The organism is Mesorhizobium sp. M1A.F.Ca.IN.020.03.2.1 (assembly GCF_004023205.1).
GTDB lineage: Bacteria > Pseudomonadota > Alphaproteobacteria > Rhizobiales > Rhizobiaceae > Mesorhizobium.
The window spans coordinates 1-26,231 of record NZ_RZSV01000064.1 but is presented as its reverse complement, the minus strand read 5'-3'; the positions used below and the strand labels follow the sequence as shown (position 1 = coordinate 26,231).

27 protein-coding genes and 2 pseudogenes are annotated in these 26,231 nt (G+C 63.5%); 11 read left to right on the top strand and 18 right to left on the bottom strand.

Going from position 1 to position 26,231, the window contains the following annotated elements; all coding sequences use genetic code 11:
* The 3 genes and pseudogenes from EOA79_RS13100 to EOA79_RS13090 form a co-directional block, all read right to left on the bottom strand.
* Window positions 1–417 (bottom strand): annotated as a pseudogene (locus EOA79_RS13100) (two-component sensor histidine kinase); the annotation flags it as partial.
* Window positions 418–468: 51 nt separating this feature from the next.
* Entirely contained in the window at window positions 469–1,188 is a 720-nt protein-coding gene (locus EOA79_RS13095) for a response regulator transcription factor (RefSeq protein ID WP_128293046.1), read from the bottom strand.
* Entirely contained in the window at window positions 1,175–1,708 is a 534-nt protein-coding gene (locus EOA79_RS13090; RefSeq protein WP_067327140.1) for a MarR family transcriptional regulator, read from the bottom strand. Before EOA79_RS13090 ends, EOA79_RS13095 begins: the two co-directional genes overlap by 14 nt.
* Before the next feature lie 262 nt (window positions 1,709–1,970).
* On the opposite strand from EOA79_RS13090, the gene EOA79_RS13085 reads away from it, so the two are divergent.
* The 3 genes from EOA79_RS13085 (at window position 1,971) to EOA79_RS13080 (ending at window position 3,849) form a co-directional block, all read left to right on the top strand.
* Complete coding sequence (locus EOA79_RS13085) at window positions 1,971–2,864, top strand: branched-chain amino acid aminotransferase (RefSeq protein WP_095781295.1); 894 nt, start codon at window positions 1,971–1,973, stop codon at window positions 2,862–2,864.
* Between the two features lie 139 nt (window positions 2,865–3,003).
* Window positions 3,004–3,141 carry a hypothetical protein gene (locus tag EOA79_RS32760; RefSeq protein ID WP_156751098.1) on the top strand — a complete coding sequence of 46 codons (138 nt, stop codon included), beginning with the start codon at window positions 3,004–3,006 and terminating at the stop codon, window positions 3,139–3,141.
* 66 nt (window positions 3,142–3,207) lie between these two features.
* Window positions 3,208–3,849, top strand: coding sequence for an MBL fold metallo-hydrolase (locus EOA79_RS13080; RefSeq protein WP_095823256.1), 642 nt, complete (start codon window positions 3,208–3,210; stop codon window positions 3,847–3,849).
* Window positions 3,850–3,915: 66 nt separating this feature from the next.
* On the opposite strand, the gene EOA79_RS13075 is transcribed toward EOA79_RS13080, so the two are convergent.
* The 3 genes from EOA79_RS13075 to EOA79_RS13065 all read right to left on the bottom strand — a co-directional run bounded on the left by EOA79_RS13075 (window position 3,916) and on the right by EOA79_RS13065 (window position 5,180).
* Window positions 3,916–4,326 (bottom strand): BA14K family protein, encoded by a 411-nt coding sequence (locus EOA79_RS13075; protein WP_066994411.1) that lies wholly within the window; start codon window positions 4,324–4,326, stop codon window positions 3,916–3,918.
* Between the two features lie 189 nt (window positions 4,327–4,515).
* Window positions 4,516–4,728 (bottom strand): cold-shock protein, encoded by a 213-nt coding sequence (locus tag EOA79_RS13070; protein ID WP_006202521.1) that lies wholly within the window; start codon window positions 4,726–4,728, stop codon window positions 4,516–4,518.
* Window positions 4,729–4,967: 239 nt separating this feature from the next.
* A complete protein-coding gene (locus EOA79_RS13065; RefSeq protein ID WP_006202520.1) occupies window positions 4,968–5,180 on the bottom strand; it encodes a cold-shock protein in 213 nt (70 codons plus the stop codon).
* Window positions 5,181–5,637: 457 nt separating this feature from the next.
* Here EOA79_RS13065 and EOA79_RS13060 point away from each other — a divergent pair, with 457 nt between their 5' ends.
* Together EOA79_RS13060 and EOA79_RS13055 are read left to right on the top strand one after the other, a co-directional pair.
* On the top strand, window positions 5,638–6,033 hold the full coding sequence (locus EOA79_RS13060) for a Kazal-type serine protease inhibitor domain-containing protein (protein ID WP_095823255.1): 396 nt from the start codon (window positions 5,638–5,640) through the stop codon (window positions 6,031–6,033).
* Window positions 6,034–6,203: 170 nt separating this feature from the next.
* Window positions 6,204–7,844 (top strand): tetratricopeptide repeat-containing sulfotransferase family protein, encoded by a 1,641-nt coding sequence (locus tag EOA79_RS13055; RefSeq protein WP_095823254.1) that lies wholly within the window; start codon window positions 6,204–6,206, stop codon window positions 7,842–7,844.
* A 142-nt stretch (window positions 7,845–7,986) separates the two neighbouring features.
* Here the strand turns inward: EOA79_RS13055 and EOA79_RS13050 are convergent, their stop codons facing one another.
* The 6 genes from EOA79_RS13050 to EOA79_RS13025 form a co-directional block, all read right to left on the bottom strand.
* On the bottom strand, window positions 7,987–8,340 hold the full coding sequence (locus EOA79_RS13050; protein ID WP_067326604.1) for a DUF1428 family protein: 354 nt from the start codon (window positions 8,338–8,340) through the stop codon (window positions 7,987–7,989).
* 110 nt (window positions 8,341–8,450) lie between these two features.
* Entirely contained in the window at window positions 8,451–8,867 is a 417-nt protein-coding gene (locus EOA79_RS13045; RefSeq protein ID WP_066994423.1) for a glyoxalase/bleomycin resistance/extradiol dioxygenase family protein, read from the bottom strand.
* Window positions 8,868–9,029: 162 nt separating this feature from the next.
* Entirely contained in the window at window positions 9,030–9,212 is a 183-nt protein-coding gene (locus EOA79_RS13040) for a hypothetical protein (protein WP_067326607.1), read from the bottom strand.
* 159 nt (window positions 9,213–9,371) lie between these two features.
* Window positions 9,372–10,898 carry an ABC-F family ATP-binding cassette domain-containing protein gene (locus EOA79_RS13035; protein ID WP_127335249.1) on the bottom strand — a complete coding sequence of 509 codons (1,527 nt, stop codon included), beginning with the start codon at window positions 10,896–10,898 and terminating at the stop codon, window positions 9,372–9,374.
* A gap of 394 nt (window positions 10,899–11,292) precedes the next feature.
* Window positions 11,293–14,370: an excinuclease ABC subunit UvrB gene (gene uvrB, locus EOA79_RS13030; protein WP_067326616.1), complete on the bottom strand. Its 3,078-nt coding sequence runs from the start codon at window positions 14,368–14,370 to the stop codon at window positions 11,293–11,295.
* 118 nt (window positions 14,371–14,488) lie between these two features.
* Window positions 14,489–15,739 (bottom strand): hypothetical protein, encoded by a 1,251-nt coding sequence (locus EOA79_RS13025; protein WP_095823252.1) that lies wholly within the window; start codon window positions 15,737–15,739, stop codon window positions 14,489–14,491.
* Window positions 15,740–15,857: 118 nt separating this feature from the next.
* Here EOA79_RS13025 and EOA79_RS13020 point away from each other — a divergent pair, with 118 nt between their 5' ends.
* Window positions 15,858–16,901 (top strand): CapA family protein, encoded by a 1,044-nt coding sequence (locus tag EOA79_RS13020; RefSeq protein WP_095823251.1) that lies wholly within the window; start codon window positions 15,858–15,860, stop codon window positions 16,899–16,901.
* A 74-nt stretch (window positions 16,902–16,975) separates the two neighbouring features.
* On the opposite strand, the gene EOA79_RS13015 is transcribed toward EOA79_RS13020, so the two are convergent.
* Window positions 16,976–17,500, bottom strand: a complete 525-nt coding sequence (locus tag EOA79_RS13015) for a DUF2314 domain-containing protein (RefSeq protein WP_348627470.1) — start codon at window positions 17,498–17,500, stop codon at window positions 16,976–16,978.
* Window positions 17,501–17,753: 253 nt separating this feature from the next.
* Here EOA79_RS13015 and EOA79_RS33555 point away from each other — a divergent pair, with 253 nt between their 5' ends.
* Complete coding sequence (locus EOA79_RS33555) at window positions 17,754–18,068, top strand: hypothetical protein (RefSeq protein ID WP_245322259.1); 315 nt, start codon at window positions 17,754–17,756, stop codon at window positions 18,066–18,068.
* Window positions 18,065–18,241: a hypothetical protein gene (locus EOA79_RS33550; RefSeq protein WP_245322258.1), complete on the top strand. Its 177-nt coding sequence runs from the start codon at window positions 18,065–18,067 to the stop codon at window positions 18,239–18,241. The genes EOA79_RS33555 and EOA79_RS33550 overlap by 4 nt, the downstream gene beginning before the upstream one ends.
* 56 nt (window positions 18,242–18,297) lie before the next feature.
* Here the strand turns inward: EOA79_RS33550 and EOA79_RS13005 are convergent, their stop codons facing one another.
* The gene (locus tag EOA79_RS13005) at window positions 18,298–18,819 is read right to left on the bottom strand and encodes a hypothetical protein (RefSeq protein ID WP_095823250.1); all 522 of its coding nucleotides are present in this window, start codon (window positions 18,817–18,819) and stop codon (window positions 18,298–18,300) included.
* A gap of 830 nt (window positions 18,820–19,649) precedes the next feature.
* On the opposite strand from EOA79_RS13005, the gene EOA79_RS13000 reads away from it, so the two are divergent.
* Complete coding sequence (locus EOA79_RS13000; protein ID WP_095823249.1) at window positions 19,650–20,588, top strand: diacylglycerol kinase family protein; 939 nt, start codon at window positions 19,650–19,652, stop codon at window positions 20,586–20,588.
* Between the two features lie 72 nt (window positions 20,589–20,660).
* Here EOA79_RS13000 and EOA79_RS12995 read toward each other — a convergent pair.
* The 3 genes and pseudogenes from EOA79_RS12995 to EOA79_RS12985 all read right to left on the bottom strand — a co-directional run bounded on the left by EOA79_RS12995 (window position 20,661) and on the right by EOA79_RS12985 (window position 24,404).
* A pseudogene (locus tag EOA79_RS12995) lies at window positions 20,661–21,583 on the bottom strand (NAD(P)-dependent oxidoreductase).
* Window positions 21,580–22,791 carry a mandelate racemase/muconate lactonizing enzyme family protein gene (locus tag EOA79_RS12990; RefSeq protein WP_095823247.1) on the bottom strand — a complete coding sequence of 404 codons (1,212 nt, stop codon included), beginning with the start codon at window positions 22,789–22,791 and terminating at the stop codon, window positions 21,580–21,582. The pseudogene EOA79_RS12995 and the gene EOA79_RS12990 overlap by 4 nt, the downstream one beginning before the upstream one ends.
* Complete coding sequence (locus EOA79_RS12985; RefSeq protein WP_095823246.1) at window positions 22,788–24,404, bottom strand: GMC family oxidoreductase N-terminal domain-containing protein; 1,617 nt, start codon at window positions 24,402–24,404, stop codon at window positions 22,788–22,790. The genes EOA79_RS12990 and EOA79_RS12985 overlap by 4 nt, the downstream gene beginning before the upstream one ends.
* Before the next feature lie 187 nt (window positions 24,405–24,591).
* Here EOA79_RS12985 and EOA79_RS12980 point away from each other — a divergent pair, with 187 nt between their 5' ends.
* On the top strand, window positions 24,592–24,987 hold the full coding sequence (locus EOA79_RS12980) for an acyl-CoA thioesterase (protein ID WP_066994459.1): 396 nt from the start codon (window positions 24,592–24,594) through the stop codon (window positions 24,985–24,987).
* Between the two features lie 478 nt (window positions 24,988–25,465).
* On the opposite strand, the gene EOA79_RS12970 is transcribed toward EOA79_RS12980, so the two are convergent.
* Window positions 25,466–25,834, bottom strand: coding sequence for a helix-turn-helix domain-containing protein (locus tag EOA79_RS12970; protein ID WP_066994462.1), 369 nt, complete (start codon window positions 25,832–25,834; stop codon window positions 25,466–25,468).
* A gap of 92 nt (window positions 25,835–25,926) precedes the next feature.
* On the opposite strand from EOA79_RS12970, the gene EOA79_RS12965 reads away from it, so the two are divergent.
* Window positions 25,927–26,231: NADPH-dependent FMN reductase (locus EOA79_RS12965; protein WP_164893852.1), on the top strand; the 305-nt coding region annotated here is incomplete at its 3' end.

The following is a 26,231-nucleotide window of genomic DNA, read 5'->3' as shown; positions in this document are numbered from 1 at the left end:
GTCGAGGATTGAGAAGAACGGCTTCGGCCCGGGGGCCGGCAGGGGATCGGGCGGCAGCAGATCCACTTTCAGCTGCATGCGGTCTTGGGCGATGCGGATGATGTTGGCGTAATCGGCGTCGTGGGGATAGGTCTCCATCATGTCGATGATGGCAGCGATGTCTGCGATCGTCGCCTGCGACAGGCGTTGGGTAACTGTCTGCCAGTGGCGCTCCATGAAGACGAAGGCAACGACCGACTGCAAAAGGATCATCGGCGCGATGACGATGATCAGGGAGCGGGCATAAAGCCGCTTCGGCATGTAGAGCGCGACCAGGCGCCAGAACCGGTTCCAGGCGCGCGGCATCGCCCTCAGCGTGCGCAAAGCGAGATCGCCGAGGCTCCCGGTCTTGGGCTTTTCCAGTTGCGTGGTCGCCATTCGCCCTTCCGCTCGTAGACGGCCATTCAGCCAAGGCCGTCTGCGAGCATGTTATTCCACGCTGAGCCGATACCCAATACCGCGCACGGTCTGCAGCCACACCGGATTTGACGGATCGCGCTCGATCTTGCGGCGCAGCCGGTTGATCTGGACATCGATGGTCCGCTCGCCGACATCCGATTCGTCGCCGACGAGCTCGTGCCGCGGTATGGTTTCGCCCGCCCGGGCGGCGAAGATCGCCAGGATTTCCTGCTCGCGGTCGGTCAGCTTCAGCGCCTCGCCGCCACGCTTCAGTTCGCGCTTGGCGATCTGGAACGTGTAGGGGCCGAAGACGAGCTGCTCGACTTTCGGCGTCGCCGCCGGGCCGCCGCGGCGCAGGATGTTGTTGATGCGCAGGATGAGCTCGCGCGGATCGAAGGGCTTCGGCAGATAGTCGTCAGCGCCGGCCTCGAGCCCGGTGATACGGCTGTCGGTTTCCGACAGCGCCGTAAGCATCAGGATCGGCACGTTCTTCTCGGCCCGCAGCGCCTTGGTGAGGTCGACGCCGGTTTCGCCGGGCATCATGACGTCAAGCACGAGCAGGTCGAAGTTCAGCCCCGCGAGCTTGCGCCGGGCCTCGCCGGAGTTGCCGGCGACGGTGACCCGAAAACCGTTCTCGGACAAATATTGCTTGAGCAGATTGCGAATGCGGGTGTCGTCGTCGACCACCAGCAGATGCGGCGCATCATCGCCGGGCGCTGCCGGATGATCAACCTTCTCAGTGGTCTCCATTTTTCTTCCCCGATGTTTGCGCAGGCACAATGTCGATCTGCGCTCTAAGTTCCGGATTGACCATCGCCTCGAGGAATCTCTCGATCGAGGCGCGCTCGGCGGTCCCGGAATCCTCCAATGCAGCACGGATGCGGCGCGACTGTGGCCGTGCCAGCGCCAGTGCCAGCGCGCGGCCTTTGGCAGTCGGATAGAGCTCGCGCTGCCGGCGGTCGCGCAACCCTTGCACCTGGACAATATGGTCCGTGTCGATCAGCTGCTTCAACACCCGCGCCAGGCTCTGCTTGGTGATCTTCAGCACATCGAGCAGCTCGGCGACCGTCAGTCCGGGCCTGCGGTTGACGAAATGCAGGACGCGGTGATGGGCACGGCCGAAGCCGTAATCGGCAAGGATCTGGTCGGGATCGGAGGTGAAGTCGCGATAGGCGAAGAAAAACAGCTCGATGATGGCAAAGTCGATGCCGTCCTCGTCGGTGATCGCCGTCCTGATCGGTTTTCCGGCTGCGGGGCTTCGATCCGTCATCATTTCTCCATGCCAGCGGGGAATTACGTCAGTACTGTTGACGTAATTTCCCGCAAATGATAATTTTTGACAAGCTTTTCGGCGGATTGCGAACGAAAAGGCAAGCGGAAGCCGTTTTTCCGGAACTTCCTAAGTTTGCCAGGGATTGAATATCCGCCTACGCTTCCAGACACAGGCCGGCGGTTTCGGACCCAGTGGCGGGGCCGATACGAAAGGCCGTATGACACAACGATTGGCGGGCGCCCGCCCGCGGGAGGTTTCCATGGCATCCGTTCCCTTCGATCAACTGGACGGCTTCATCTGGATGAACGGGGAGTTCGTCAAATGGGGCGAGGCCAAGATCCACGTGCTGACCCATGGCCTGCACTATGCCAGCGCCGTCTTCGAGGGCGAGCGCGCCTATGGCGGCCAGATATTCAAGCTCACCGAGCACAATGAGCGCCTGCATGAATCGGCGCGCCTGCTCGGCTTCAAGATTCCCTACTCGGTCGGCGAGATCGACGAGGCTTGCCGCACGCTTCTGAAGAAGCAAGGTTTCAAGGACGCCTATGTGCGTCCGATTGCCTGGCGCGGCAGCGAGCAGATGGGTGTTTCGGCGCAGAACAACCGCATCAACTGCGCCATCGCCATCTGGCAGTGGCCGAGCTATTTCGACCCGGCGCAGAAGCTGAAGGGCATCCGCCTCGACGTCGCCGAATGGCGCCGGCCCGACCCGCGCACCGCGCCATCCAAGTCCAAGGCTGCCGGCCTCTACATGATCTGCACGCTTTCCAAGCACGCCGCCGAGGCCAAGGGCTACGCCGACGCCATGATGCTCGACTGGCGCGGCCAGGTGGCGGAAGCCACCGGCGCCAACATCTTCTTCGTCAAGGACGGCAAAATCCACACTCCGACGCCCGACTGCTTCCTCGACGGCATCACCCGCCGCACCGTCATCGGCCTGGCCAAGGACCGCGGCTTCGAGGTGATCGAGCGCGCCATCATGCCCGAAGAGCTCGATGGCTTTGAGCAGTGCTTCCTTACCGGCACGGCCGCGGAAGTCACGCCGGTCTCGGAAATCGGCCCGTACCGATTCGAGGTCGGCGAGATCGCCAAGACGTTGATGAACGACTATTCTGCCGCGGTGCAGCCAAAGCACGCCATCGCCGCAGAATAGCGATAGTCACAGCCTTTTTGTGCAACGGGGCGGTTTCGGGCCGCCCCTTTTATTTAGGCGCCTGCGCAGCAATTCGGCGTCTCATGGGTGCGGGCGATCCGGCGACGGCAGCGGAGCAGCCGGTGGGACTGGCAGGGCGATGGGCATACAAAGCATCATCGTCGGCGCCGGCGCCATCCTCACCGACATCATGCGCGCGGTCATGACCGTGATGAAGAATAGGCTTGGCAGAATTTCAGGCTTCCCATGGACGGCTGTGGCCGCCCATTTCTTTTAGAGGGATCACCGGTGGACGCAGTCGGCTGTGCCCTCTACATCAGGGCAACACCTCGAAAGGAAAGCCATGGGTCAGCTCAATGCCGGCATCGTGCCGGTCACGCCCTTCCAGCAGAATTGCACCATTCTCTTCGACATGGACGACAAACAAGGTGTCGTCGTCGATCCCGGCGGCGACGTCGACAAGATAGTGGCAGTGCTTAAGGACAACGCGATCAGGGCGAAGGCGATCTGGATCACTCACGGCCATATCGATCATGCCGGCGGCGCGATGGATCTGAAGGATGCACTCGGCATCGACATCATCGGCCCGCACGAGGCCGATCGGCCGCTGCTTGCCAATCTCGAGACCCAGGCCAAGCGCTTCGGCCTTACCGATCCGGTGCGCAATTGCATTCCGGACCGTTTTCTCAGCGAAGGCGACACGGTCTCGTTCGGAGAGCATGTGTTCGAGGTGCTGCATTGTCCGGGGCACGCGCCGGGCCATGTCGTCTACTACAACCGCGCGGCCAAATTCGCCCATGTCGGCGACGTGCTGTTTCGCGGCTCTATCGGCCGCACCGATCTGCCAGGCGGCGATCACGCCGCGCTGATCACCTCGATCAAAGACAAGCTGCTGCCGCTCGGAGACGATATCGGCTTCATCTGCGGTCATGGTCCGGGCGGCCGCTTCGGCGAGGAGCGCCGGACGAATCCCTTCCTGGCCTGATCCTCTGCGCAAAGAAAAAAGCGCCGCTCGAGGGCGGCGCTTTTGCCTGGACTGGAAACCTAAGTCTTAGTTGGCAACACAGAAATGCTGTTCGCCATCGTTGCCGGTGAATGTGCCGGTACGCGAGTTGAAGGTGCGGTAGCGGTCGGAGCAATACTCGTACCATTCGCGGGTCCACGGCTCGGCATAGCGGTCGGCATAGACGACGCGCGGCTGTACATAGTAGCGGCGAACGGGCCGGTCGACATAATAGCCGTCATCATAGGCTGGGTCGTAGTATCTCGGCCCCGGGTTGCTGAGCGCACTACCGATCAGGGCGCCCGCCGCCAGGCCGACAACGCCCGCGGCAAGGGCGTCGCCGCCATTGTGATGATGACGACGCCAGCGCCAATCATCAGCATTTGCCGCCGAGAAGGTGGCCAAAGTGGTCGCGGCGACGCCGGCGGTCACAATGGCGGTCTTGAGAATTCGGTTCATTTTCGGTCTCCTTCGCGCCGGCCCGCGTATTTCAGGGGATGCGGGTCGGCTTTAGCAGGGGTTAATAGAAGACCGTGGCTGAACGGAGGCTGAACGGCACTGCGCGAACGATTTCGCGGCTCGACAAAATTCCGAGCTCTGCGGGAGCGCCCCGCCTGCTCAGTCTCCGTCGGATCTGTCTGAGCCGGCTTAGCCGATAGACAGGTTGACGGCCTTCGGACCCTTGCCTCGCTTGTCGGGCTCGGTGTCGAATGTCACTTTCTGCCCATCCTCAAGACCGGGAAGGCCCGACGCCTGCACGGCCGAAATATGGACGAAGACGTCCTTCGCGCCATCGTCGGGCGTGATGAAGCCGAAGCCCTTGGCATGGTTGAAGAATTTGACGGTGCCGGTCTGCGGCATGGGAAGCTCCTTTGATCCCATCAAGTCAGTCTCGGGCCGGCAAATTGCCCGAGAGGAAATTTGTCCTTTATTTTAGCGCTATCGGCAAGAGAAAGTTTTCGCCTGCCAATACAACTATTTGCCGGACAAAGAAGGGCGCGACGGAACCGTCGCGCCCTCGAAAACTCAAGCTTCCTGCGAAGCCGATTCATGATCCTGCCGCGCCGTTCATCAGCGGAAGGACAGGCAGCGTCGCCCGCTCAGGCGGCGCGGAGGTTGACCGCCTTCGGACCCTTGCCCATGCGGTCAGGCTCGACGTCGAAGGTGACCTTCTGGCCGTCGACGAGCGTACGCAGGCCGGAGGCCTCGATCGCGGAGATGTGGACGAACACGTCCTTGGCGCCGCCGTCAGGCGTGATGAAGCCGAAGCCTTTGGTGGCGTTGAAGAACTTTACGGTGCCGGTCTGGGCCATGGGGGAAACTCCTTCACCCGTATCAGTCTCGTGGGCTCGCCCGCTTCCTTGGGCTGATCCCGGTGTTGCTTCGGCAGTCATGCATTCGCGCATGGTCAAAGCCCCCGCCGAAAAACGGGGCCGTCAGAGATTCACACTATCGGGGAAAGGTCGTCCAAAACGTGCCGCTCTCCGGGTCGCAAATGCCCGAACACCAAATTTATTACACGGAAATGTGATGGTTGCAAGACAGCACCGCAGGCGGCCCTCGGCGCGCCCAACGCGAGGCCATCGATAGACCCGGCGCCATGACCGGTCATCGGCCAGTGAAAAGCCGGGCATGGGCCAGTGCGAGAAGCCGACCGGCGATAAATTTCGCCCCGGGCAAAGCACAAGCCGGGGTTGCGTTCGATCCCAAAATGGCGAGGAATTGCGCGAGCTGGCGCGATCGCGCCTGAGCCAGATAGGAGAGGGACCTATGCGATTTCTTGCGGCAATCGTTTCGCAGCAGGGCCTTGTCGCCCTGCTACTGTCGGCATTGCTGGCGGCCTGTACGGTGGTCGTCGACGAAGGACCGCGTCCGCGCCCGCCAAGGCCGCATCCGCAGCTCTGCACCATGCACTACGAACCGGTCTGCGCAAGACGCGGCGGCGACCGCCAGACCTTCGCCAATGCCTGCCTGGCGGAGCGGGCAGGGTATCGTATCGTGCGTGACGGGCCTTGCCGGGATGGCGGCGGTGGCGGCGAGCAAACCTTCTGCACCCGCGAATACGCGCCGGTCTGCGCCAGACGCTACGGCGAGGTGCGCACTTTCCCGAATGCGTGCGAGGCCCGCGCGGCGGACTATCGCATCATCGGCGACGGGCCTTGCTAGCGGTATTGCGGGCAAGTCGCCGGAGCGCTGCCCACACACTTGCATCTGCCGCCCGCTTGGCTTAGGTCCGGCGGACGGACAAACACGGCAGGTTTCCCATTAACAGAGATCAGAGAAGAGCGGCAAACGCGGGCGGCAAGCCAGGATCGGCGAGCCCCCTCGATCCCTATGTGCAGCGGGCGCTGCAGCTGCACCAGGCAGGACGCCGGCAGGAGGCGGAGTCGCTTTACCGGCAGGTGCTGGGGCAGCAGCCTAATCATGCCGCCGCGCTGCATTTCCTCGGGCTCCTCCTGCATCAGACAGGTCGTAGCGAGGAAGGGCTGGACCTCATCGAGCAGTCGGTCACGCTGCAGCCCCAAAATGCCGATTTCCTCAACAACATGGGCACGGTGATGCGCGACCTCGGCCGCGTTGCCGCCGCCGTCGATTTCTTCCGCGGCGCGGTGGACATCCGCCCGGACCAACTCGCGGCGCGCGACAATCTCGGCTCGTCGCTGAAGCAGCTCGGCCAGTTCGAGGGCGCTGAGGAGATCTATCGCGGCACGATCGGCCGCAACCCGTTCCATGTCCGCGCCCGCATCGGCCTTGCCGAAACGCTGCAGGAAGCCGGGCGGCTCGACGAGGCGATTGCGCTCTTCCGCGAGTCGCTGTCGATCCGGCCCAAGGATGCCGAGCTGCTCTACGGACTGGGCGTCGCCCTGATGGAGAAGGGCAAGCTCGCCGAGGCCGCCGATCTTGCCCGCCAGGCGGTGGCGATCGCTCCGGCGATGGCGAAAGCCTGGCTTCTGCTGACCCAGGTCAAGCGCCAGACAGAGCGCGACGCCGAGCTTGCCGGCATGGAGGCCGAGCACGCCAAGGCGCCGCAGGACAGCCTTGCGCGCATGCAGCTTTCCTTCGGCCTCGGCAAGGCCAATGACGATCTGAAGGATTATGGCCGCGCCTTCGACTATTTCGCCGAGGGCAATGCGATCCGCCGCAAGGGCATCGACTACGACCCGGTGAGAACGCGCGACGAGTTCGAAGCGATGAAGTCGGCCTTCGACAAGGCCTTCTTCGAAAAGCACAGGCCGAGCGACATTTCCGACGACACGCCGATCTTCGTCGTCGGCATGCCGCGTTCCGGCACGACGCTGGTCGAGCAGATCATCGCCAGCCATCCGCAGGTCTTTGGCGCGGGCGAGCTCAGCATCCTGAAGTCGGTCGTCGGCAAGCAGTTTCCGATGAGCATGCCGGGCGGTTTTCCCTCAGGGATAGCCGACATGCCGGACAAGGCCTTTGCCGAAGCCGGGCAGGCCTATATCGACATGCTGCATGCCCGGTATCCGGGCTTCCGCCATGTCACCGACAAGATGCCGGGCAACTTCCTGCTGGTCGGCTTCCTGCACATGATGCTGCCGAAGGCGAAGATCGTGCATTGCGCGCGCGACGCCGCGGCCACGTGCCTGTCGATCTTCAAAGTGCATTTCCGCGGCGACAGCCATCGTTACGGCTACGATCTCGGCGAGCTCGCCGATTTCCATAACCTCTACACCGATATCATGGCGCATTGGCACAAAGTTCTGCCCGGCGTCGTCCACGACGTCCGCTACGAGGATTTCGTCGCCGATCAGGAAGGCCAGACGCGGGCGCTGATGGCGCATCTCGGCCTGCCTTGGGACGACAAGGTGCTGGCGTTCCACGAGACCGACCGGCCGGTGCGCACGGCGTCGGCCGCGCAGGTGCGCCAGCCGATGTATCAGGGCTCGGTCGACCTGTGGAAGCGTTATGGGGAGCGGCTGAAGCCGCTGCTCGTCAAGCTCCAGAACGGATAGAGCCGGGTTGGACTGGTAGGCCGCTTGCTCTCAGCCATCGCAGGCCTGTGAGATTAGCCGCTGCCTCGCAACCTCGTCATTCCAGGGGGAAGCAGGAGCTCCGCTCCTGCTCCGCCCTGGATGAGGACCGAATCGGCTGTGCTCAAACCTCGATAAATGGCTGGAAGCCGCCGAAGATCATGCGCTTCCCGTCGAAGGGCATTGTCGACCAGTCCATCTTGAGACGTTCGTCGGCCATCACTTTCGCCATGACCGCGTCGCGGCTCTGCCTGGATTCGTAAACGACCCAGGCAAAGATGACGACTTCGTCGTCCTTCGCCTGCACGGCGCGCGGGAACGAGGTCAGTTCGCCATAGGGCACGTCGTCGCCGATGCATTCGACATAGGCGAGCGCGCCGTGCTCCTTCCAGACGGCGCCGGCATTCGCAGCCATTTTCTTGTAGTCATCAAGATTTGCCTTCGGCACGGCAAGCACGAAACCATCGACATAGGACATGGGTAAAACTCCTTCGCTGAAAACGAGCGCCGGGCCGGCGGGGATACGACCCGGCGCGGGTGAGCGCGTCAGCCCTGGGATTGGCGGCCGACGCTTGCTCGCTGGGAAACCTATTTTACCGGCGCGTTCATCGCCCAGGCGACGCCGAAGGGATCCTTCACCTGGCCCCAGCGGTCGCCCCAGAACATTACCTGGAGGGGCGTGACGACTTCGCAGCCGGCGTCTACCGCGCGCTTCCACCAGGCATCGACGTCGTCACTACCGAGATGGAGTTGGAGCGTATAACCCTGCGCCGCCTGATGCGGATGGCCGTGCTCGGGATAGGCGTCGCCCAGCATGAGCGTCGAGCCGTTGACATAGAGATGGATATGCATGGTGCGGCCCTTGTCGTCCGGCGGATAGGCAAAGACTTCCTCGGCCCCGAAAGCCTTCTTGTAGAACTCGGCCGCCTTGATGGCGCCGTCGACCTGCAGATAGGGGGTCAATCCGCCAAGAACTTTGGCGCGGGGCGGGTTCTGGTCGGTCATTTCACGTGTTCCTCTTCACGGGTTGATTGTGCGTTGCGATCAAAAGACGGACGAGGCGACAGCAATCCTACACGGGCAGCGGAATTTTTTTAGCGGGCCGGGCCCGGACCGGCCGCGCAGCCGGTGAAGCCGATGACCGTCGCATGAACCCGTTGGTCACTTTCAAATGACGTCGGTCGAGAAGGTAGCTGTGCAGCGGCCGTTTCGCGTGTCGAGAATTTCCGGAAAACCGATGTCCTTGCGCAGGTCGGCCGGCAGCGAAAGCAGAATGCGCTCGCTGCGGTAGCGGGCGCGCGCCGTCGCATATTGGCTGGCGATGCGGCTGATGGATGACAAGATGGACATGATAAACTCTCCCTGGTTGGTGCCGTCAGCACCGTGTCGGCATCCCAAGGGACGAGGAATGCTGCGGCAATCCGACAGGTCACCGGAATTTTTCATGCGCGCCCGGAAAGCCGGCCCGTATAGGCCGGCCCCCCGTATAGGCCGGCCTTGTCGTGGCTATCAGCGCTCCGTCGCGGCCACCGAGCGGAAGAACCCTTCCGGACTGTCGACTTCGGTCAGCCGCCGCTTCTCGATCAGCCAGAACCGGTTGCCGATCGCGCGGATGAAGGAGCGGTCGTGCGAGGCGAGCAGGCAGCTTGCCTGATGCTTCAGCAACTCGTCCTCCAGCGCTTCCTGGCCGTCAATGTCGAGGTGATTGGTCGGCTCGTCGAGGAGGTAGAAATTGGGGTTGAGGAGCCGCAGCACCAGCAACATCAGCCTCGACCGCTGTCCGCCCGACAACGCGGCAATCCTTTTCTCCTGCATCTCGATGGCGACGCCGGCGCCGGCGAGAAGCGAGTGGGCGCGCTGCTCGCCGATCTCGAAGCGGCGCGAGACCATCGCCAGCGGGGTGGCGTCGGCGCCGATGCCGGACAGAGCCTGGTCGCTGTAGCCGAGCACGGTCGACGGCGTCACCTTGACGCTTTCTTCCGACCCCGGTTCGGCGATGGCGGCGCGGATCATCGCAATGAAGCGCGATTTGCCGACACCGTTGCGGCCGAGCAGCACGATGCGGTCGCCTTGGCAGATATGGCGCTTGCCGGTCCTGAACAGCAGCGTGCCGTCGGGCGTTTCGACCGCCGGGTCGTCGAGCGTGATCAGCACCTTGGCGTGGGTGCCGCGGTTGGCCAATCGGATCGCGCCGGCCGAACGCTCGCGATGCGCTGCCACGGCTGCATCTTCCAGCCTTTCGGCCCGCTCCCTGAGCTGCTTGGTTTTGACCGTCAGCAGGTCGCTGCCGGAATTGATGCCGATGTTGTTGAGCTTGGCTGCCTGCCGGCGCAACTGCTGTGCGACCTTCATGTCGCGCTCGAACCGCCGCGCCGTCGAGGCGTCGACCTCGTCGAGCGCCTGCCGGGCGCGCGAATAGGGCAGCGAAAACACCGGCGATTCTTCCGGGCGCAGGAACAGCGTGCGGTTGGTGGTGGTGTCGAGAAAGGCGCGGTCGTGGCTGGCGATGATCACCGGCACATCGCGTGGCAGCGCGTTCAGCCAGGTTTCCAATTGGCTGATCCTGGCCAGGTCGAGATGGTTGGTCGGCTCGTCGAGCAGAAGCACGTCCGGGTCGGTGACCCAGACGCGGGAGATCAGCGCCAGCCTTTGCCAGCCGCCGCTCAAGGCCCGCATCGGCCTGTCGCGCATGTCCTCAGGCACATCGAGCGAATCCAGCACCACGTCGACGCGCCAAAGCTCGCTGCCAAGCTGCTCCGGCGGCAAGGCATCGGCAACCACCTGATGGAAGCTACGGTCGAGCAGCGCGTCGGGGACGGATTGCTCGACATGGCCGACGCGCAAGCCGCGCGTCCGGGTGATATCGCCGCTCGTGGCGTCCAGCTCGCCGGCCAGGCATCTGAGCAGGGTGGATTTGCCACGGCCGTTCGCCGCGACGATGCCCAGCCGGTCGCCGGCACCGATGATGAGGTCGAGGTTGGAGAAGAGCGGCGCACTCATGGTGACGCCGAGGGATTTGAGGCTGATCAGGGCCATGTCGATTTCTCTGGTCTTGCCGGAGCCCGGCTCAATGCACTTTGACGGTGCGCCGGTAGGCCATCAGGCCGAGATCAGCGGCACCACGAAGGGCAGACCAAAAATCGAAGCGGGGGAAAATTCCCGGACCGTCCTGGTCAGCCCTGCAAGCAAGCTCGCAGGGCACAGACAGGGCCGCGCTGACGGTGGTGATCGATAGACACGCAGCCCTCCTTTCCAGATGTTCGAATTGGGAAACTGGGTACACCTCGGGAGGGGGACATGGCAAGGGGCGGCAGGACAGAGCGGAGCGCTGAAACTGCCGACCTCCCTCTTGTGGGCCCATTGTGGGGGAGATGTCCGGCAGGACAGAGCGCTGTCCCGCCGGCATGTCAACATCAATCTCTTCAGAAAATCAGTGCCCCGGCCGCCCAGTCTTGCTCGGCCGGCGCTTTTGACGGCGCTCATCGGCTGGGTCTTCGTAAGAGCCGATGCCAGAGCGCTGGCGGACGATGGGTTTATCGTCGCGTTCCTTCGCGCCCCCCTCTGTCCTGCCGGACATCTCCCCCACAAGGGGGGAGATTGGCCGTGGCTTCGTAGGCACCGTTCCTTCGACGGGTTTTTCGGTACGGCGCACCGTCATCTCGTCGAGCGAGTTCTTGCGGAACAGCGACCCGGTGCGATCGCCCGGGATGCCGAAGTCGGAGCCATGCGCTTCCTGCGCCGACTGCTTCTTGAACAGCGAACGCGAGACCGCGCCAGCGGGTGTTGCCATATCGGTGCCCGGTCCCATGTCGTCGATCGAGGGCTTGGCGAAAAGAGGCTTCTTCACCGGCACCGCGCCGTCCGCGCCCATCTCATCGAGATCCGGCTTGCGGAACAGGCCCTTGCCGTCGTCATCGACGGTGCGGTGCACCGCACGTCCCTTGTTGTGCCTGCCTTTCTCGCGGCCGGAAACCGGGCTTTCCATGTCGGCGTAGCGGGCGAGCGGATCGTCCGAGATGGACAGCTCCATTTCGCGCAGCCGCTTGATCTCGTCGCGGATGCGGGCGGCCTTCTCGAAGTCGAGATTGGCGGCGGCATCGCGCATCTGCTTGTCCAGCGCCTCGAGATGGGTTTTCAGATTGTTGCCGATCATGGCGCCGGCATCGTCGGTGAACTGCGAGATGTCGGCGCGCACGTGATCCTTCTCGTAGACGGAGTCGAGGATGTCGGCGATGCGCGACTTGACCGATTCCGGCGTGATGCCGTTGGCCGCGTTCCACTCCATCTGCTTCTCGCGGCGGCGGTTGGTCTCCGCCATCGCCCGTTCCATCGAGCCGGTGATCTGGTCGGCGTAGAGGATGACCTTGCCGTCGACGTTGCGGGCGGCGCGGCCGATGGTCTGGATCAGCGAGGTTTCCGAACGAAGGAAACCCTCCTTGTCGGCATCGAGGATGGCGACGAAGCCGCATTCGGGAATGTCGAGGCCTTCGCGGAGCAGGTTGATGCCGACCAGCACGTCGAAGGCGCCGAGGCGCAGGTCGCGCAGGATCTCGATGCGCTCCAGCGTGTCGATATCGGAGTGCATGTAGCGGACTCGAATGCCGTTCTCATGCAGATATTCGGTGAGGTCTTCGGCCATGCGCTTGGTGAGAACCGTGACCAGCGTACGGTAGCCCAGCCTGGTCGTCTCACGGATTTCGCCGACGACATCGTCGACCTGGCTCTTGGCGGGGCGCACCTCGACCGGCGGGTCGATCAGGCCGGTCGGGCGGATGACCTGCTCGGCGAAGACGCCGCCGGACTGGTCGAGCTCCCAGCCGCCCGGTGTCGCCGAGACGGCGATCGACAGCGGGCGCATGGCGTCCCATTCCTCGAAGCGCAGCGGCCGGTTGTCCATGCAGGAGGGCAGGCGGAAGCCATACTCGGCCAGCGTCGCCTTGCGGCGGAAGTCGCCGCGATACATGCCGCCGATCTGCGGCACGGTGACGTGGCTTTCGTCGATGAAGATCAGCGCATTGTCCGGCACATATTCGAAGAGCGTCGGCGGCGGCTCGCCCGGCTGGCGACCGGTGAGATAGCGCGAATAATTCTCGATGCCGGCGCAGGAACCGGTCGCCTCGAGCATCTCGAGGTCGAAGCGCGTGCGCTGCTCGAGACGTTGCGCTTCAAGCAGACGGCCAGCCTTTTCAAGCTCTTGCAGGCGGTATTGCAGCTCTTCCTTGATCGACTTGATAGCCTGATTCAAGGTCGGCCGCGGCGTCACATAGTGCGAATTGGCGTAGATCTTGACGCTCTTCAGCTCGCCGGTCTTCTGGCCGGTCAGCGGATCGAATTCGGTGATCGCCTCGATCTCGTCGCCGAACATCGAGATGCGCCAGGCGCGGTCTTCGAGGTGGGCCGGAAAGATCTCGATCGTGTCGCCGCGGACGCGGAACGAGCCGCGCACGAAGTTGATGTCCTGGCGCTTGTATTGCTGGGCGACAAGGTCGGCGAGCAAGGCGCGCTGGTCGAGCCGGTCACCGACCTGCATCTGAAAGGTCATCGCCGTATAGGTCTCGACCGAGCCGATACCGTAGATGCAGGAGACCGAGGCGACGATAATGACGTCATCACGCTCCAGCAGCGAGCGCGTCGCCGAGTGGCGCATGCGATCGATCTGCTCGTTGATCGAGGATTCCTTCTCGATATAGGTGTCGGTGCGCGGGACGTAGGCTTCCGGCTGATAGTAGTCGTAATAGGAGACGAAATACTCGACCGCGTTTTCGGGGAAGAATTTCTTGAACTCGGCGTAGAGCTGCGCGGCCAGCGTCTTGTTCGGCGCCAGGATCAGGGCAGGGCGCTGCGTCTCCTCGATCACCTTGGCCATGGTGAAGGTCTTGCCCGAGCCGGTCACGCCGAGCAGCACCTGTGTGCGGTCGCTTTGCTCGACACCCTCGACAAGGTCCTTGATGGCGGTCGGCTGGTCGCCGGCGGGCTCGAAATCCGAGACCATCTTGATGGCGATGCCGCCTTCCGATTTTTCCGGCCGGGCAGGCCGGTGCGGCGTCCAAAGCTGGCCATCCTTGTGCAGCGGATTGCCGGATTCGATGAGTTTCGACAGCGCGGCGACGGTCGCGGTCACACCGCTCGAGGAAACCTGCTCGGCGTCCTCCAGGCTGATGTCGAGGCCGGCCACCGGGTTGAGGCCGGCGGCGGCGCGTTCTTTCGCCGATGCCGCGCCGCCCATCGAGGTGCCGCGCGCCGTGCGCCCGGGCGCAGCAGAGCGCTCGGGGACCTTCTTCGGCGCTTTAGCCTTCGGCTGCTTTTGCGCCTCGCGCTCGATCTGCCCGGCCCAATCGGAGATCGAGCCGGTGAGAGGCGCGCCGGAGAACTCGCTTTGCGGTGCTTCGGCGAAGCCGCCGCGCTCCAGGGGCTCGGCGGCGTCGAGGAATTCGGTCAGCGGACTGCGCCGTTTCGGCGCGCCCTCTTGCGCCGGCGAGGGCGTTTTCTTGTCGGTGCGTTTGGCCATTGCTCGAATATGAGAGGACTCGGCCGAAATGGAAAGAGCGGAGTGGAATGGCGGGTACGCGCTGCCGAGCCTGCTGACAGAAGGCTGTCAGGAGGCGTGTCGCACGCGCCGTTTCGTTTCAGTTGAACCACAGCGCGAAGGTCAGGAAGCCGGCGCCGCCGAACTCGCGCTGAATCTGATTGAAATCGTCGCTGGTGAGGATTTTTCCACTTTCGAGATAAGGCGCGATGGCCGGGCCGGTGATCGACAGGACGAGGTCGAAAGGTTTCGGCTCGTCGAAGAAGCGCTTCATGTTGATGCCTTTGCCGATGACACGGAAATGCGGCAGCAGCACGCGGCCTTCGAGAAGGTCCTCAGCCATGGTCAGGGCGGCAAGCCATGCCTGCACTTGCGCCTCGCCGACCTCAAGGCTGGTGAGCGGGTTGACGCCCTTCTGCTGCGGTCCCGGCAGCCATTCGCGGTCATTGTCGGTTTCGGCGCGTATCGCTTTCCAGTCCTCGCGCGAAAGCCGGATCATCTCCAGCAGGTGACGGCGCGCCGCCTTCCGGCGCTCCGGCTCGATCACCGGCCAGTTGACGAGATGCACCAGCGAGATGAAGTCGGCAAAGCGCCATTCCGAGGCGAAGATGCTGCCGCTCATGCCGCCATCCGGCGGGACCAGCGCGTCCTGCAACGGCAGTTTCGCGTGCGGAAACAGCATGTGGAAAGAGCCGTCGAACATGGCTTTGAAATCATGCGCCAGCCAGAAATCGGCCTGCGCCATCAGGAACTCGGCGTAACCTTGCAGCCAGAAGCCGTCGGCGCGGTCGAAGCGGAAGGCAAGCGAAGGGGCGGCATCGCTCGCGTCGACGCCGCGTGAGAGCGAGGCCATAATCGCGGCGATGCTTTCGTCCGGCGCGATGTTGCCGTCCTCGTTGAGATTGATACCGGCATGAGCGAGGTCGACCACCATGCCGATATCGGCATCGACGGGCACCGAGCCCAGCGTGGCGGCGGATTTCTCCAGACGGTCGCGGAAAGCGATCAGGATGGCGCGGAACTTTTCATAGGTCAGCGGCTCGGGACTGGGATTGTCCGGCACGGGCAGCCGCATCAGCGGTAGCATGAAGGATTGCGGGCTCTCGAAACCGTGCCGATGCAGACCGCTGGCCAGGATTTCCAGCGCGGTAAAGAATTCGCCGGCGCCGGCGGCATAGGCCGATGCCGGATCGCTCGGTGCCGCCGCCTCCAGTGCCGCCAGGGCTCTGTTCCGCTCTGAAACGGTTTTCGCCTCGAACAAGGCGGCAGGGTCGGGGCTAGCCGCTTTGGCGTAAGCAAACGGCAGGAGCAGCAAGAGTGTGAGTGCCACAAGGCCCGACAGTCGCTTCACGATGGATCCTCCCGTCCCAATCCCGCCAGCCACAATACACGGATTTGCGGCGCTTCGCCTGCTGCTTTCTCCTGGCGCGAAGACGGTCTACACACGATGGCAAACGGTTGGGCATCGCGTGTCGAATTATCCGCTTTCCTACAAATTGTCGTGGCTGCCGCGTTTTCTGAAGCCGTCGCTAGGCGGCGACAGAAACGGTTTCGCGGCGCCGGCAGCGACGCTGATGGTGCCGACGCCAACGCAAACTGTGCGGCTTGCTTTCATCGGCGACCTGTCGGCGGTCGCCAATCGCCGGGTGCCGGAATGCGACCCTGCGATCGCGGCGCTGCTCGCTTCGGCCGATCTCGTGGTCGGCAATTGCGAAAGCCCGATCGTCGAGCGGCCGAGCGCGGTGGCGGGCACGCGGCTTGGCACGCATCACGCGATGAGCGAACGCTTCCTGGCGGATGCGCTGGCAGACGTCGGCATTGCCCGTGACAGGCTCGTGCTGTCGCTCGCCAACAATCATATCCTCGACCAGGGCGTTGCCGGCTTCGACGAGACGGTCGCGGCGCTGAAGCGGCTCGGCATCCGCACCATCGGCACCGCGGCCGGCGGCCCGGTCCAACACCAGGCCGCCGGGCCGCTGACGATCGGCTTCGCCGCGTTCACGCTTTGGCGCAACGCTGACGAGGCCGAATTTCGGGCGCGGATTTCCATGGCGGGCGATCCGGCCGAATGGCCGCTCGGGATCCTCGCGAACATCGACTTGCTCTGCGCGGTGCCGCATTGGGACTGGGAGTTCCGGCATTTTCCGAGACCGGCGACGCGGGCGCTGGCGCGGCGGCTGGCGGGTTACGGCGTGCGGCTGATCGCCGGCCACCACGCCCATGTCGTGCAGCCGCTCGAGCGCATCGACGATGCGATCGTGGCCTACGGTCTCGGCGACTTCCTCGGCACGGCTTTTGCCAGGCAGCCATGGCCCGGCCGCATCGGTTCGATCCTGGTCGTCGACGTCCGCACGGACACAGCCGCGCGAGGCAAGATTGCCGCTTACAAACTGCATTTCTTCATGCGCCTCGCCAAAGGCGGCCATGAGCAGCTGGTGCCGGTGGAGGCGCTGAAGGAGGAATTGTTGAAGCGGAAGGTTACCGAACGCCTGAGCGCGATCTTTTCCGGCTGACAGCCGACTGCTGACCGGGCCGACTGGCCGCGGCGAGCTTGCCGCAAAGGCAGTTGTAATGCCTTGGATGCAGTTCAGCAGTCGAAGCCGTATTGGGTGCGCATGTAATCCGCTTCTTCCTTGGACATTTTCTTGAACATCACGCAGACGGTGAAGCTGCCGACCTGATGGCCGTCCCTGGCGTATCCCCAGTCGGAGATATCGTCCTTGGAGAATTCGATGTTCTGGCCGAATACCACGTTGCGGACGAGTTTAGGCTCGTTCGCCAATATGCCGACAAAGCCGGTGGCGGTCCGCTTGAAGGGGATGACCCAGAAATGCTCCGTCGCATGTCCGTCGACCACCATGACCTTCAGCTTGAACCTGCCGGTTCCCGGCGGCGGCGCGTCGGACAAAGCCAGGAAGTCGTCCAGGCTGGATCGTGCCTTTGCAATCGCCGCCGCCATTTCGGCATCGTCCGGGGCTACCATCACCGTTTTGTCGTCACCCTGATCGGTGTCCTGCGCTCGAACAGGCAAGGGCGCGAGTGCCAGTAACAAGCTTAGTGTGGCGCGAACGGCAAAGGTCATGAAGCCCCCCAACTCCAGGTAGGCGCTCATCTTCCCGCATCGTGCCGGCATTATCAATCAGGCACTGCATTGTTCCGACGCGCCAGCGGCGGCCTTCGTCTGCAGCGTTCCGGTACCCCTATGGTTTTTGCCGGGTGTGGTCAGTCTATCCGTCACGAGCGGATGGTAACGGGAACGGAAGCGCTCTCGGTCGTCAAAGAGTCGAAAGCGCCGACCGCCGGAGAGGACAGGACATGCGAATGAAACTTGGTGCCACGGCGATGATCCCGGCAAGGATGCAGACGTGACCTTGCCCGGCGGTAAGAGGGCCAGGGTGCGGCTCGACCGCAACGACTTCGACACTTTGTCCGGCGGCAGGTTTTCCTTTGTTCATCCGAGCAGCATTTCCGTCACCAAGACGGATCTCGGCGAGAGCATCACCCAATACCTCGCTGCCTCGGCCCTCGGCACCGTCGTCGTGGTGCAGGAATACGGCAAGATGAATCCGGTGTCGCTCAATCAGCTGATGCTGCAGGAGATGACCAAGGAGTCGGTTCAGGCGGGCGGCACGCTGATACAGGAGCCGACGACCCGCAAGTCGCCGACGGCAAGCAGTTGACCGGCATCAAAGCCACGGTGAAGACGCGTACCGACAAGGCCGATTTCGAGATCGTCGGCTTCGGTCTTGCCGATCAGGGGCTGCTGTTCATCACGCGCATCGGCGATCAGGACACCGCAACCGAGCAACCGATGATCGACAAATTCTGGCAGACGCTGAAGGTCAAACTGTAAGGCGCGCTGATATTCAAGTGCCTGGAATACCGGTTTCGTGCGCTTCCGGTGCTGGATTACAGCCCGCTCGGCACCAGTCCCGCCAGCCAGTTCGCCGATCGCTTTGCCATGTCCACCGTCGCGTTGGCCGCGCGGCCGAGATCGGTCTTGACCACGGCATAACCAGCCTTGGTGCGATAGAGCACGGCGCTGCCGCCGTCGACCGCGGCCTCGAAGGCAACAGGCCGCGCGGCTTCCGTCTCGCTGGCCGTCACCGTCGTGCCGACCGGAACGCTCGGCCGACGGCTGAACTCGGGCGGCAATGGGGCAATGGGTTCGACGACGCTGTTCGGCGGCCTCAGCTCCGGCCTTGACGCTTTGGCTGCGAGCTCCGAAGTCGATGCCGACCCTTTGGTGCGGCAGATGCCGGAAACCAGCGGATAATTGAAATTGCGCTGATGCAGCATCTGGCTCTTCATCGCCGCTTCGCAGTCGGCAATCGTCGCCCATTTGGCGGGAGTCTCGCCGATATACTCGCAGAGCTTGGCGTCGCAGTCGCAGCCGACAATGGTCATGGCGACAAGGGCGGTCTTGATCACGGTCTTGTCCCTTTAAACTTCGTTCCCAGGCGATCAATCGCCGGGGAACAAGGCGGGATTTGGCCGCGATTGTGAATTGAGAGTGTCGGCGCGTTGCTTGGCTTGCGACTGTGGCGGGGAAGCATCAGTGGCAGATGCTGGGGAGGTGCAGGACGCTGGGAAAAGGGCCGGTGAAAGGGGCAGCCCAAAAAACAGTCGGCGCTGGGATTGCTCCCAGCGCCTCCCTGTCAGATCAGGAACCGGTTACGGCAGCAACTTCCGTAAAGTCGTCGCGCCAGGCCGGCCTTGATTTTGACGGTCCTGCCAGTCGCCACCCGAAGGCAGCGTCCGTTCCAGACCACGCCGATCTCCACCCTTGCGGGCTTTGCCGGCGCACCATCGAAGGTTTCACCCGCCTTCATGGCAGCATCGGTCCGCCGTCGGCGTTCGCACGCTTTCCGCGGCACCCGTAGGTCTCGGCATCCGTCCCTCCAGCAGGCGAACCTGCTCTCGTTCTGGGCCGTACGGGCCTCAGGAAATCCGCCTTGCGCTTCTGCCTTTCGGCCGGGGCGTTCGGTAGCCGCCTGAGATGGGTTCAATGTATGCCGGGTAAGGAATTTGCGGAATAGACGCGGACCTGTGGATAGCGGGATTATCGGGGACCGATGCGACAAGTCTCGGAATTTGCGGGCCGAACGCCTTAGACAGCCTGTCCCCATTTTCCGCGGTCCTTTCGACGATGAGCCTTGCCCCGCCAGTCAGCCCGCGTTTGAATGCCGGCAAAGTGCTGTGGCGCTGCATCAGCCGAGTCGCCTTGCGCTTCCACGCAATAGGCCTCGGGGGAGATCAGGTTGAAGGTCGGGGTGGTTCTCAATCCGATAGCGGGAGGGGGCAAGCTCAAGCGGCATTGGTCCGAAGCCGCCGCATCGCTCAAGAGGCATTTCGGCGATTTCGAGCTGCGCGAGACGCAGACCAGCGGCGACGCCGAGCGATTGGCAATCGACCTCGCGGCCAGCGGGTGCGATCTGGTGATCGCGGCCGGCGGCGACGGAACCGCCAGCGAGGTGGCGGACGGGCTGCTGCAGGCACAGCATGAGACCGGCCGGACCAGCGCGCTCGGCCTTTTGCCCTGCGGCACCGGTATCGATTTCGCCAGAGGGCTCGGCCTGCCCGACGAAATCGAGGAAGCACTGGCGCGTATCGCCGGCGCCGGCGCGCGCAAGGTCGATGCCGGCCGCATCTGCTACATCGACGACCACGGCGCGCTCGCCAGCCGTCACTTCATCAACATCGCCAGCCTCGGCCTCTCCGGCGCCACCGATCGCGCGGTCAATGCGGACAAGCGCAAGGGCAGGGTCTCGGCCAAAGCGCTTTTCTTCTGGCGCACAGTGCTGGAATTCATCCGCTATCGCTTCCAGGAGGTCAGGATCACCATAGACGACGGCGAGCCGGTCGAGGCGCGCATGGCGCTGGTGGCGGTAGCCAACGGGAAATTCTTCGGTGGCGGCATGATGATTGCGCCGGACGCCGATCTGTCCGACGGCCAGTTCGACGTCGTCATCCTGCGCGCCGCCGGCAAGCTTGGGCTGATCCGCGACATCCGTCTCCTCTATGGCGGGCGCCACCGCAACCATCCGGCGATCACCATCCTGCGCGGTCGCAAGGTGCTGGTCGAACCGCTAGGCGACGTTGAGAAGAACGGAGCGCTAGTCGACATAGACGGCGAGTCGCCAGGTCGGATTCCGGCAACTTTCGAGATATTGCCCGGCGCATTGACGCTCAGGTGTTGAATCACCTGCCTGAAGGCTTGATTCCGCCGGTGTGATTAGGCGATTGAAATAGCTGGCTAAAGTTTTGGCGGATTACAGTTCGAGCTTGGCCGGGAAGCCTGGCGCGCGAACTCCGTGCCGACCGCATCCTCCAGAAGCTTGACGATCTGGGTCGACCAGGCGCCACCGCCATACTTCTGCCTGCCGACCTCGAAAATCTGGTTGACGAGTGGTGCCAGTTGCAGCGGCACGCGAAAATCCCTGGCAATGCCCAACGCGAAACCGAGATCCTTCAAAGCCAGGTCCATGGTGAAGCCGATGTCGTAGGAGCCGTTCAGGATGAGCTGGCTTTCGGTCTCGTGGACGAAGCTGTTGCCGGAAGAGGCGACGATGGCGTGATAGGCCTGGGCGAGGTCGAGCCCGCCCTGGTTGGCGAGCATCAATGCCTCGCCGGCGGCGACCAGATGGATGAAGGCCAGCATGTTGGTGATGACCTTGATCACCGCCCCCGAGCCGACCGGTCCCATCAGGAACGATTTGGCGCACATTGCCTGGATCGCCGGCCGGTGGCGCTCGTAGAGCGCGGCGTCCCCTCCCACCAGCGCGGTGATCTTTCCTGCCGCCGCCAAGTGCACGCCGCCGGTGACCGGACATTCCAGCGTCTCGACACCTTTCGCCGAAGCAAGTGCGGCCAGCCGCAGGATCTCGTCGCGGCCATTGGTCGACATTTCGATCCAGGTGCCGCCGGCGGCCAGGCCGTCCAGCAATCCGTCAGAACCGGCGAGCACAGCTTCGCTCACTTTCGGCGAGGGCAGGCAGGTGATCGCATTGCCGGCGCGGGTCGCGGCATCGGCCGGGCTCGCCGCCGCCGTTGCGCCGAGCGCGACCAAACGCGCAACCGCCGCTGGGTCACGGTCGAAAACGGCAACAGCGAAGCCGTGGCGCAGCAGGCTGGCGGCAAGGTTGCCGCCGAGATGACCAAGGCCGATGAAGGCGTAGGCGAGGCGCGCCGTCACGGCATCAGCGGCGTCTGCATCATCTGCAGATGCAGGTCTTTGCCGCTATAGGGGTGCGCCTCGCAGACTTCCTCGTTGAGCTCGACACCGAGGCCTGGCTCCTTCGACGGGATGACGTTCCCATCCTGCCATTCGATCTTCTTCCTGAGCAGCGTGGCGTGAAAACCGTCCCACTGCTTCAACGATTCCAGGATGAGGAAGTTGGGCAGAGTCACCGCAAGCTGGATGTTGGCGGCGCCGACGATCGGCCCGCAATAGCAATGCGGCGCCACCTGGATGTGGTAGGCCTCGGCCATGGCGGCGATCTTCTTGGTTTCGAGAATGCCGCCGGAGCGGCCGAGATCCGGCTGCAGGATGGTCGCGGCGCGGTTCTCGATGACGCGCGCGAATTCGAATTTTGTCGTCAGCCGCTCGCCGGTGGCGATAGGAATCGAGGTGCCGCGAGCGACCTGCGCCATCACCTCGGGCATGTCCGGCGGCACCGGCTCCTCGAACCACAGCGGATCGTAGGGCTCGATTGCACGGGCCATACGAAGCGCACCGGAGGCGGTGAACTGGCCATGGGTTCCGAACAGGATGTCCGCCCTGGTGCCTACCGCCTCGCGGATCGCCTTGATCATGCGCGCCGAGAGGTCGATGTCGATCAGGCGCGGCTGATGGCCGTCATAGGCCGTGTAAGGCCCGGCCGGGTCGAGCTTGACGGCGTTGAATCCCTGCTCGACATATTCCAGAGCGCAGGCCGCGGCCATGTCGGGATCGTTGTAGACGTTCTGGCCGCGGGCGTCTTCCGAATGGACGCTGCCGGTGTGCGGATAGAGATAGGTGTAGGAGCGCAGCGTCTCGTGCACCTGGCCGCCGAGCAGCTTGTAGGCCGGCTTGCCGGCCTCCTTGCCGATGATGTCCCAGCAGGCCATTTCGAGTGCCGAAAAGCACCCCATCCCGGAAACGTCGGGACGCTGGGTGAAGCCGGAGGAATAGACGCGGCGGAAGAGGTTCTCGATATCGTGCGGATCGCGGCCGATGAGGTAGCGCTCGGCCATATCCTCGATCATCTTGGCAGTGACATGCGCCGAGAAGGTGGCGTTGTAGGCCTCGCCATAGCCGACCACGCCGCCATCGGTGGTGAGCTTGACGAAGATGAAATACTTGCCGCCGATGCCGGGCGGCGGGTTGCCGACAACCCAGGTCTTGACGTCGGTGACTTTCATTTCTGATCCTCCAGAACCCGCTCGGCGCCTTTCCATCCGGTGAGGATTGCGGCGGCGTTGGTGTTGCCCGTGATGTTGTCGGGAAAGATCGATGCGTCGATCACACGCAAGCCCTCGAGCCCATGCACCCGAAGTCGGGGATCGACGACGGCGCGCGAAGCGTCCGGACCCATGCGACAGGTCGAGACGGGATGGTAGACGGTGCCCGAGCGCTTCCTGAAATCCTGAATCAGATCGGCATCGGAAGTAATTGACGGACCAGGCAAAACTTCTTCCTCGATGATCTCGGCCATCGCCGGCATCGAGGCGATCTTGCGCACGAACTTCACCGCCGCCAGCATCTCGTCGACATCGGCGTTGGTCGAATAGGCGTTCGCCGTGATCTTCGGATAGTCGCGCGGATCCTTCGAGCGGATCATGATCTCGCCGCGACTCGACGGCCGGCAATTGGAAAGGCCGATGGAGAAGCCCGGCCACGGATCGGGCGTCAGGATCGGGCGCTCGCCGCTCTTGGGGATGACGGTCGAGAAGGCCTGGAAATAGAGCTGCATGTTCGGCCGCGCCATCGACGGGTCGGTGCGGAAGAAGCCGCCGGCATTGTTCATCGACAACGACAGCGGACCGGAACGCAGCAGGATGTACTGCATGCCCACCAGCAGCTTGCCCCACCATGGCCGCAGGATCTGGTTCAGCGTCGGCAGCTTGCCCTTGAAGGTGTAGTTGATGCCGACATGGTCTTGCAGGTTGGCCCCGACATTGTCGTTGGCGTGGACGACTGGGATGCCGAGATCGCCGAGCAGCGCCGACGGGCCCACACCGGAGAGCTGCAGCAGTTGCGGCGAGTTGATCGAGCCGCCGGAGAGGATCACCTCGCGGCCCGCGCGGACCCTCTTGGTTTCGCCGTTTTGCTGGTACTCGACGCCGACGGCGCGCTTGCCCTCGAACAGGATTTTCGTCGCCAGCGCGTTGGTCTCGACGCGCACATTGTTGCGCTTCATCGCCGGGCGCAGGAACGCGCGGGCGGCGGACATGCGGCGGCCGTTCCTGGTGGTGATCTGGTAGACGCCGACGCCCTCCTGGGAGGCGCCGTTAAAATCCGGATTTAACGGCAGTCCGGCCTGCTGGGCGGCCGCCAGATAGCGCTTGGTCAGCGGATGCACCGCATTCGAGCAATCGGTGATGTGCAAGGGGCCGCCGACCCCGCGCCATTGGTCGGCGCCGGCCTCGTTGTCCTCCAACGCTTTGAAAGCGGGGAGCAGGTCGTCATAGCTCCAGCCCGCATTGCCGGCGGCGGCCCAGGCATCGAAGTCCTCGCGCGCGCCGCGAATGAAGACCATGGCGTTGATCGAGCTCGAGCCGCCGAGCAGCTTGCCGCGCGGCCAGTGGTCGGCATTGTTGCCGAGGCCGGGATCGGGATCGGCCTTGTAGTTCCAGTTGACGGCCGGATCGAAGAAGGTCTTCCCGTAGCCGAGCGGCATCTGGACATAGAAACGGCGGTCGGTTCCGCCTGCCTCCAGCACCAGTACCGAAAAGCGGCCGGAAGCCGAGAGCCTTTCCGCGACCACCGAACCGGCCGAGCCGGAGCCGACGATAATGAAATGATAAGTCTGCATGATGCGCGGGCGGGCTCCGAGATCCGGGCTTAGCCTAGACATTGCCGGCTCACGTCGTCGCCGGGGCTTCCGGCATGGCTTGTGAAAAAAGCGACCGAGCCGCGACGCGTCCTTCGCCTTCAGCAAAGCTTGCGACATCGCGATGGCATTGGTACGGCTTCAGGAAGCAGCGGCTGGAGGACCCCTGATGGTGCACTACGCGGACGGCAAGCCGCTCGGCGACCTGACATTGAGGACGCTCGCCATGCCGTCGGATGCCAATGCCGCCGGCGACATATTTGGCGGCTGGGTGATGGCGCAGATGGACCTGGCCTGCGGCATCCGCGCGGCCGAACGGGCCAAGGGCCGTGTGGTGACGGCGGCGGTCAAGGAGATGTCCTTCGCCAAGCCGATGAAGATCGGCGACACGCTCTGCATCTACACCCATGTCGAGCGCGTCGGCCGCACCTCGATGACGCTCAAGGTTGAGGCCTGGGCGCAGCGTTATCTCGCCGACCTGATGGAGAAGGTCACCCATGCCGATTTCGTCATGGTGGCGCTCGACGGCGACGGCAAGCCGAAGCCGGTCCCAGCCGAAAGCTGACGGCGAACGATTCCCCGGACAGGCAAATTTGTAACAACTCTTGAGCGGGACGTGCGTCCGACGACAACCGATGGTTGCTTACGCACCCGACGGTGCGTGCCGCTGGAGGAAAGACAATGCGTCAACACATGCTGAACGGCTGGCTCGTGGCAGCCCTTCTCGCACTCACCTGCCTGCTCGGCATAACTGCCTATGTAGAAGTGAAAAAAGAGCTCCTGCGCACAGTGTGGATGCATGGCCTCGGGGCGGAGCAGAGTCAGGAAGCGATGTGCGCAGTCTGCTCCTTGGCGCCCCGTGGCAGTACCACTTCAAAAGCCTGAGTGCTCCTCTCAGGCGCGACCAAAGCCGTCAGGGTCGGGCGGGCATCAAGGTTGATGTGCCCTCGAATACGACAAGTCAAAAAGACACAACTGCAGACTCCTTGCGCAGTCAGCAACGCTGCGGAGCGATGCTCGCAACACGTTGCGCTTCAAGGCCTTCAGGGATGCTCGCCATCGAATTTCGCGCGCGCCGCGCGTACTCGATTGGTATTCTTTCGTGCCCATTCGCCGAGCGCGCCAACCGGCACCAGCAACTCGTGGCCGAGCTCGGTCAGCTCGTAATCGACGCGCGGCGGAATGGTCGGAAAAACCTTGCGCGTGACAAAGCCGTCCCGCTCCAGGCCGCGCAAGGTGATGGTCAGCATTTTCTGTGAGATGCCGCCGACGGCCGTGCGCAATTCATTGAAGCGCATCGGTCCGCCGCCCAGCTTGCCGACCACCAAAACGGTCCATTTGTCGCCGACCCGTTGCAGGATTTCCGATACGGCCCGGCAGTCCTCAGTGTTGTACGGGTGCCTCGGTAACAAAAATGTGCCTCCTTGTGCGCCACTTTGTCAGTATCACATATAGCGCCGGTATCCAAACGATACCGAAATTCCCCCGCAAGGAGAGCCCGCTTATGTCCAAACCCAAAATCGCCATTGTCGTCGGTTCGACGCGCGCCGCCCGCTTTGCCGACGTCCCGACGCAGTGGATCGCCAAGATTACCAAGACGCATGCCGATATCGACGTCGAAGTCGTTGATTTGCGCGACTGGCCGCTGCCGTTCTTCGATGAGGTCGCATCCTCCGCCTGGGCGCCGTCGCAGAACGAGGTGGCGCAGCGCTGGCAGAAGAAGGTCGCCGAGTTCGACGGCTTCATCTTCACCGCGGCTGAATACAATCACGCGCCGACCGCCGTCTTGAAGAACGCCATCGATTACGC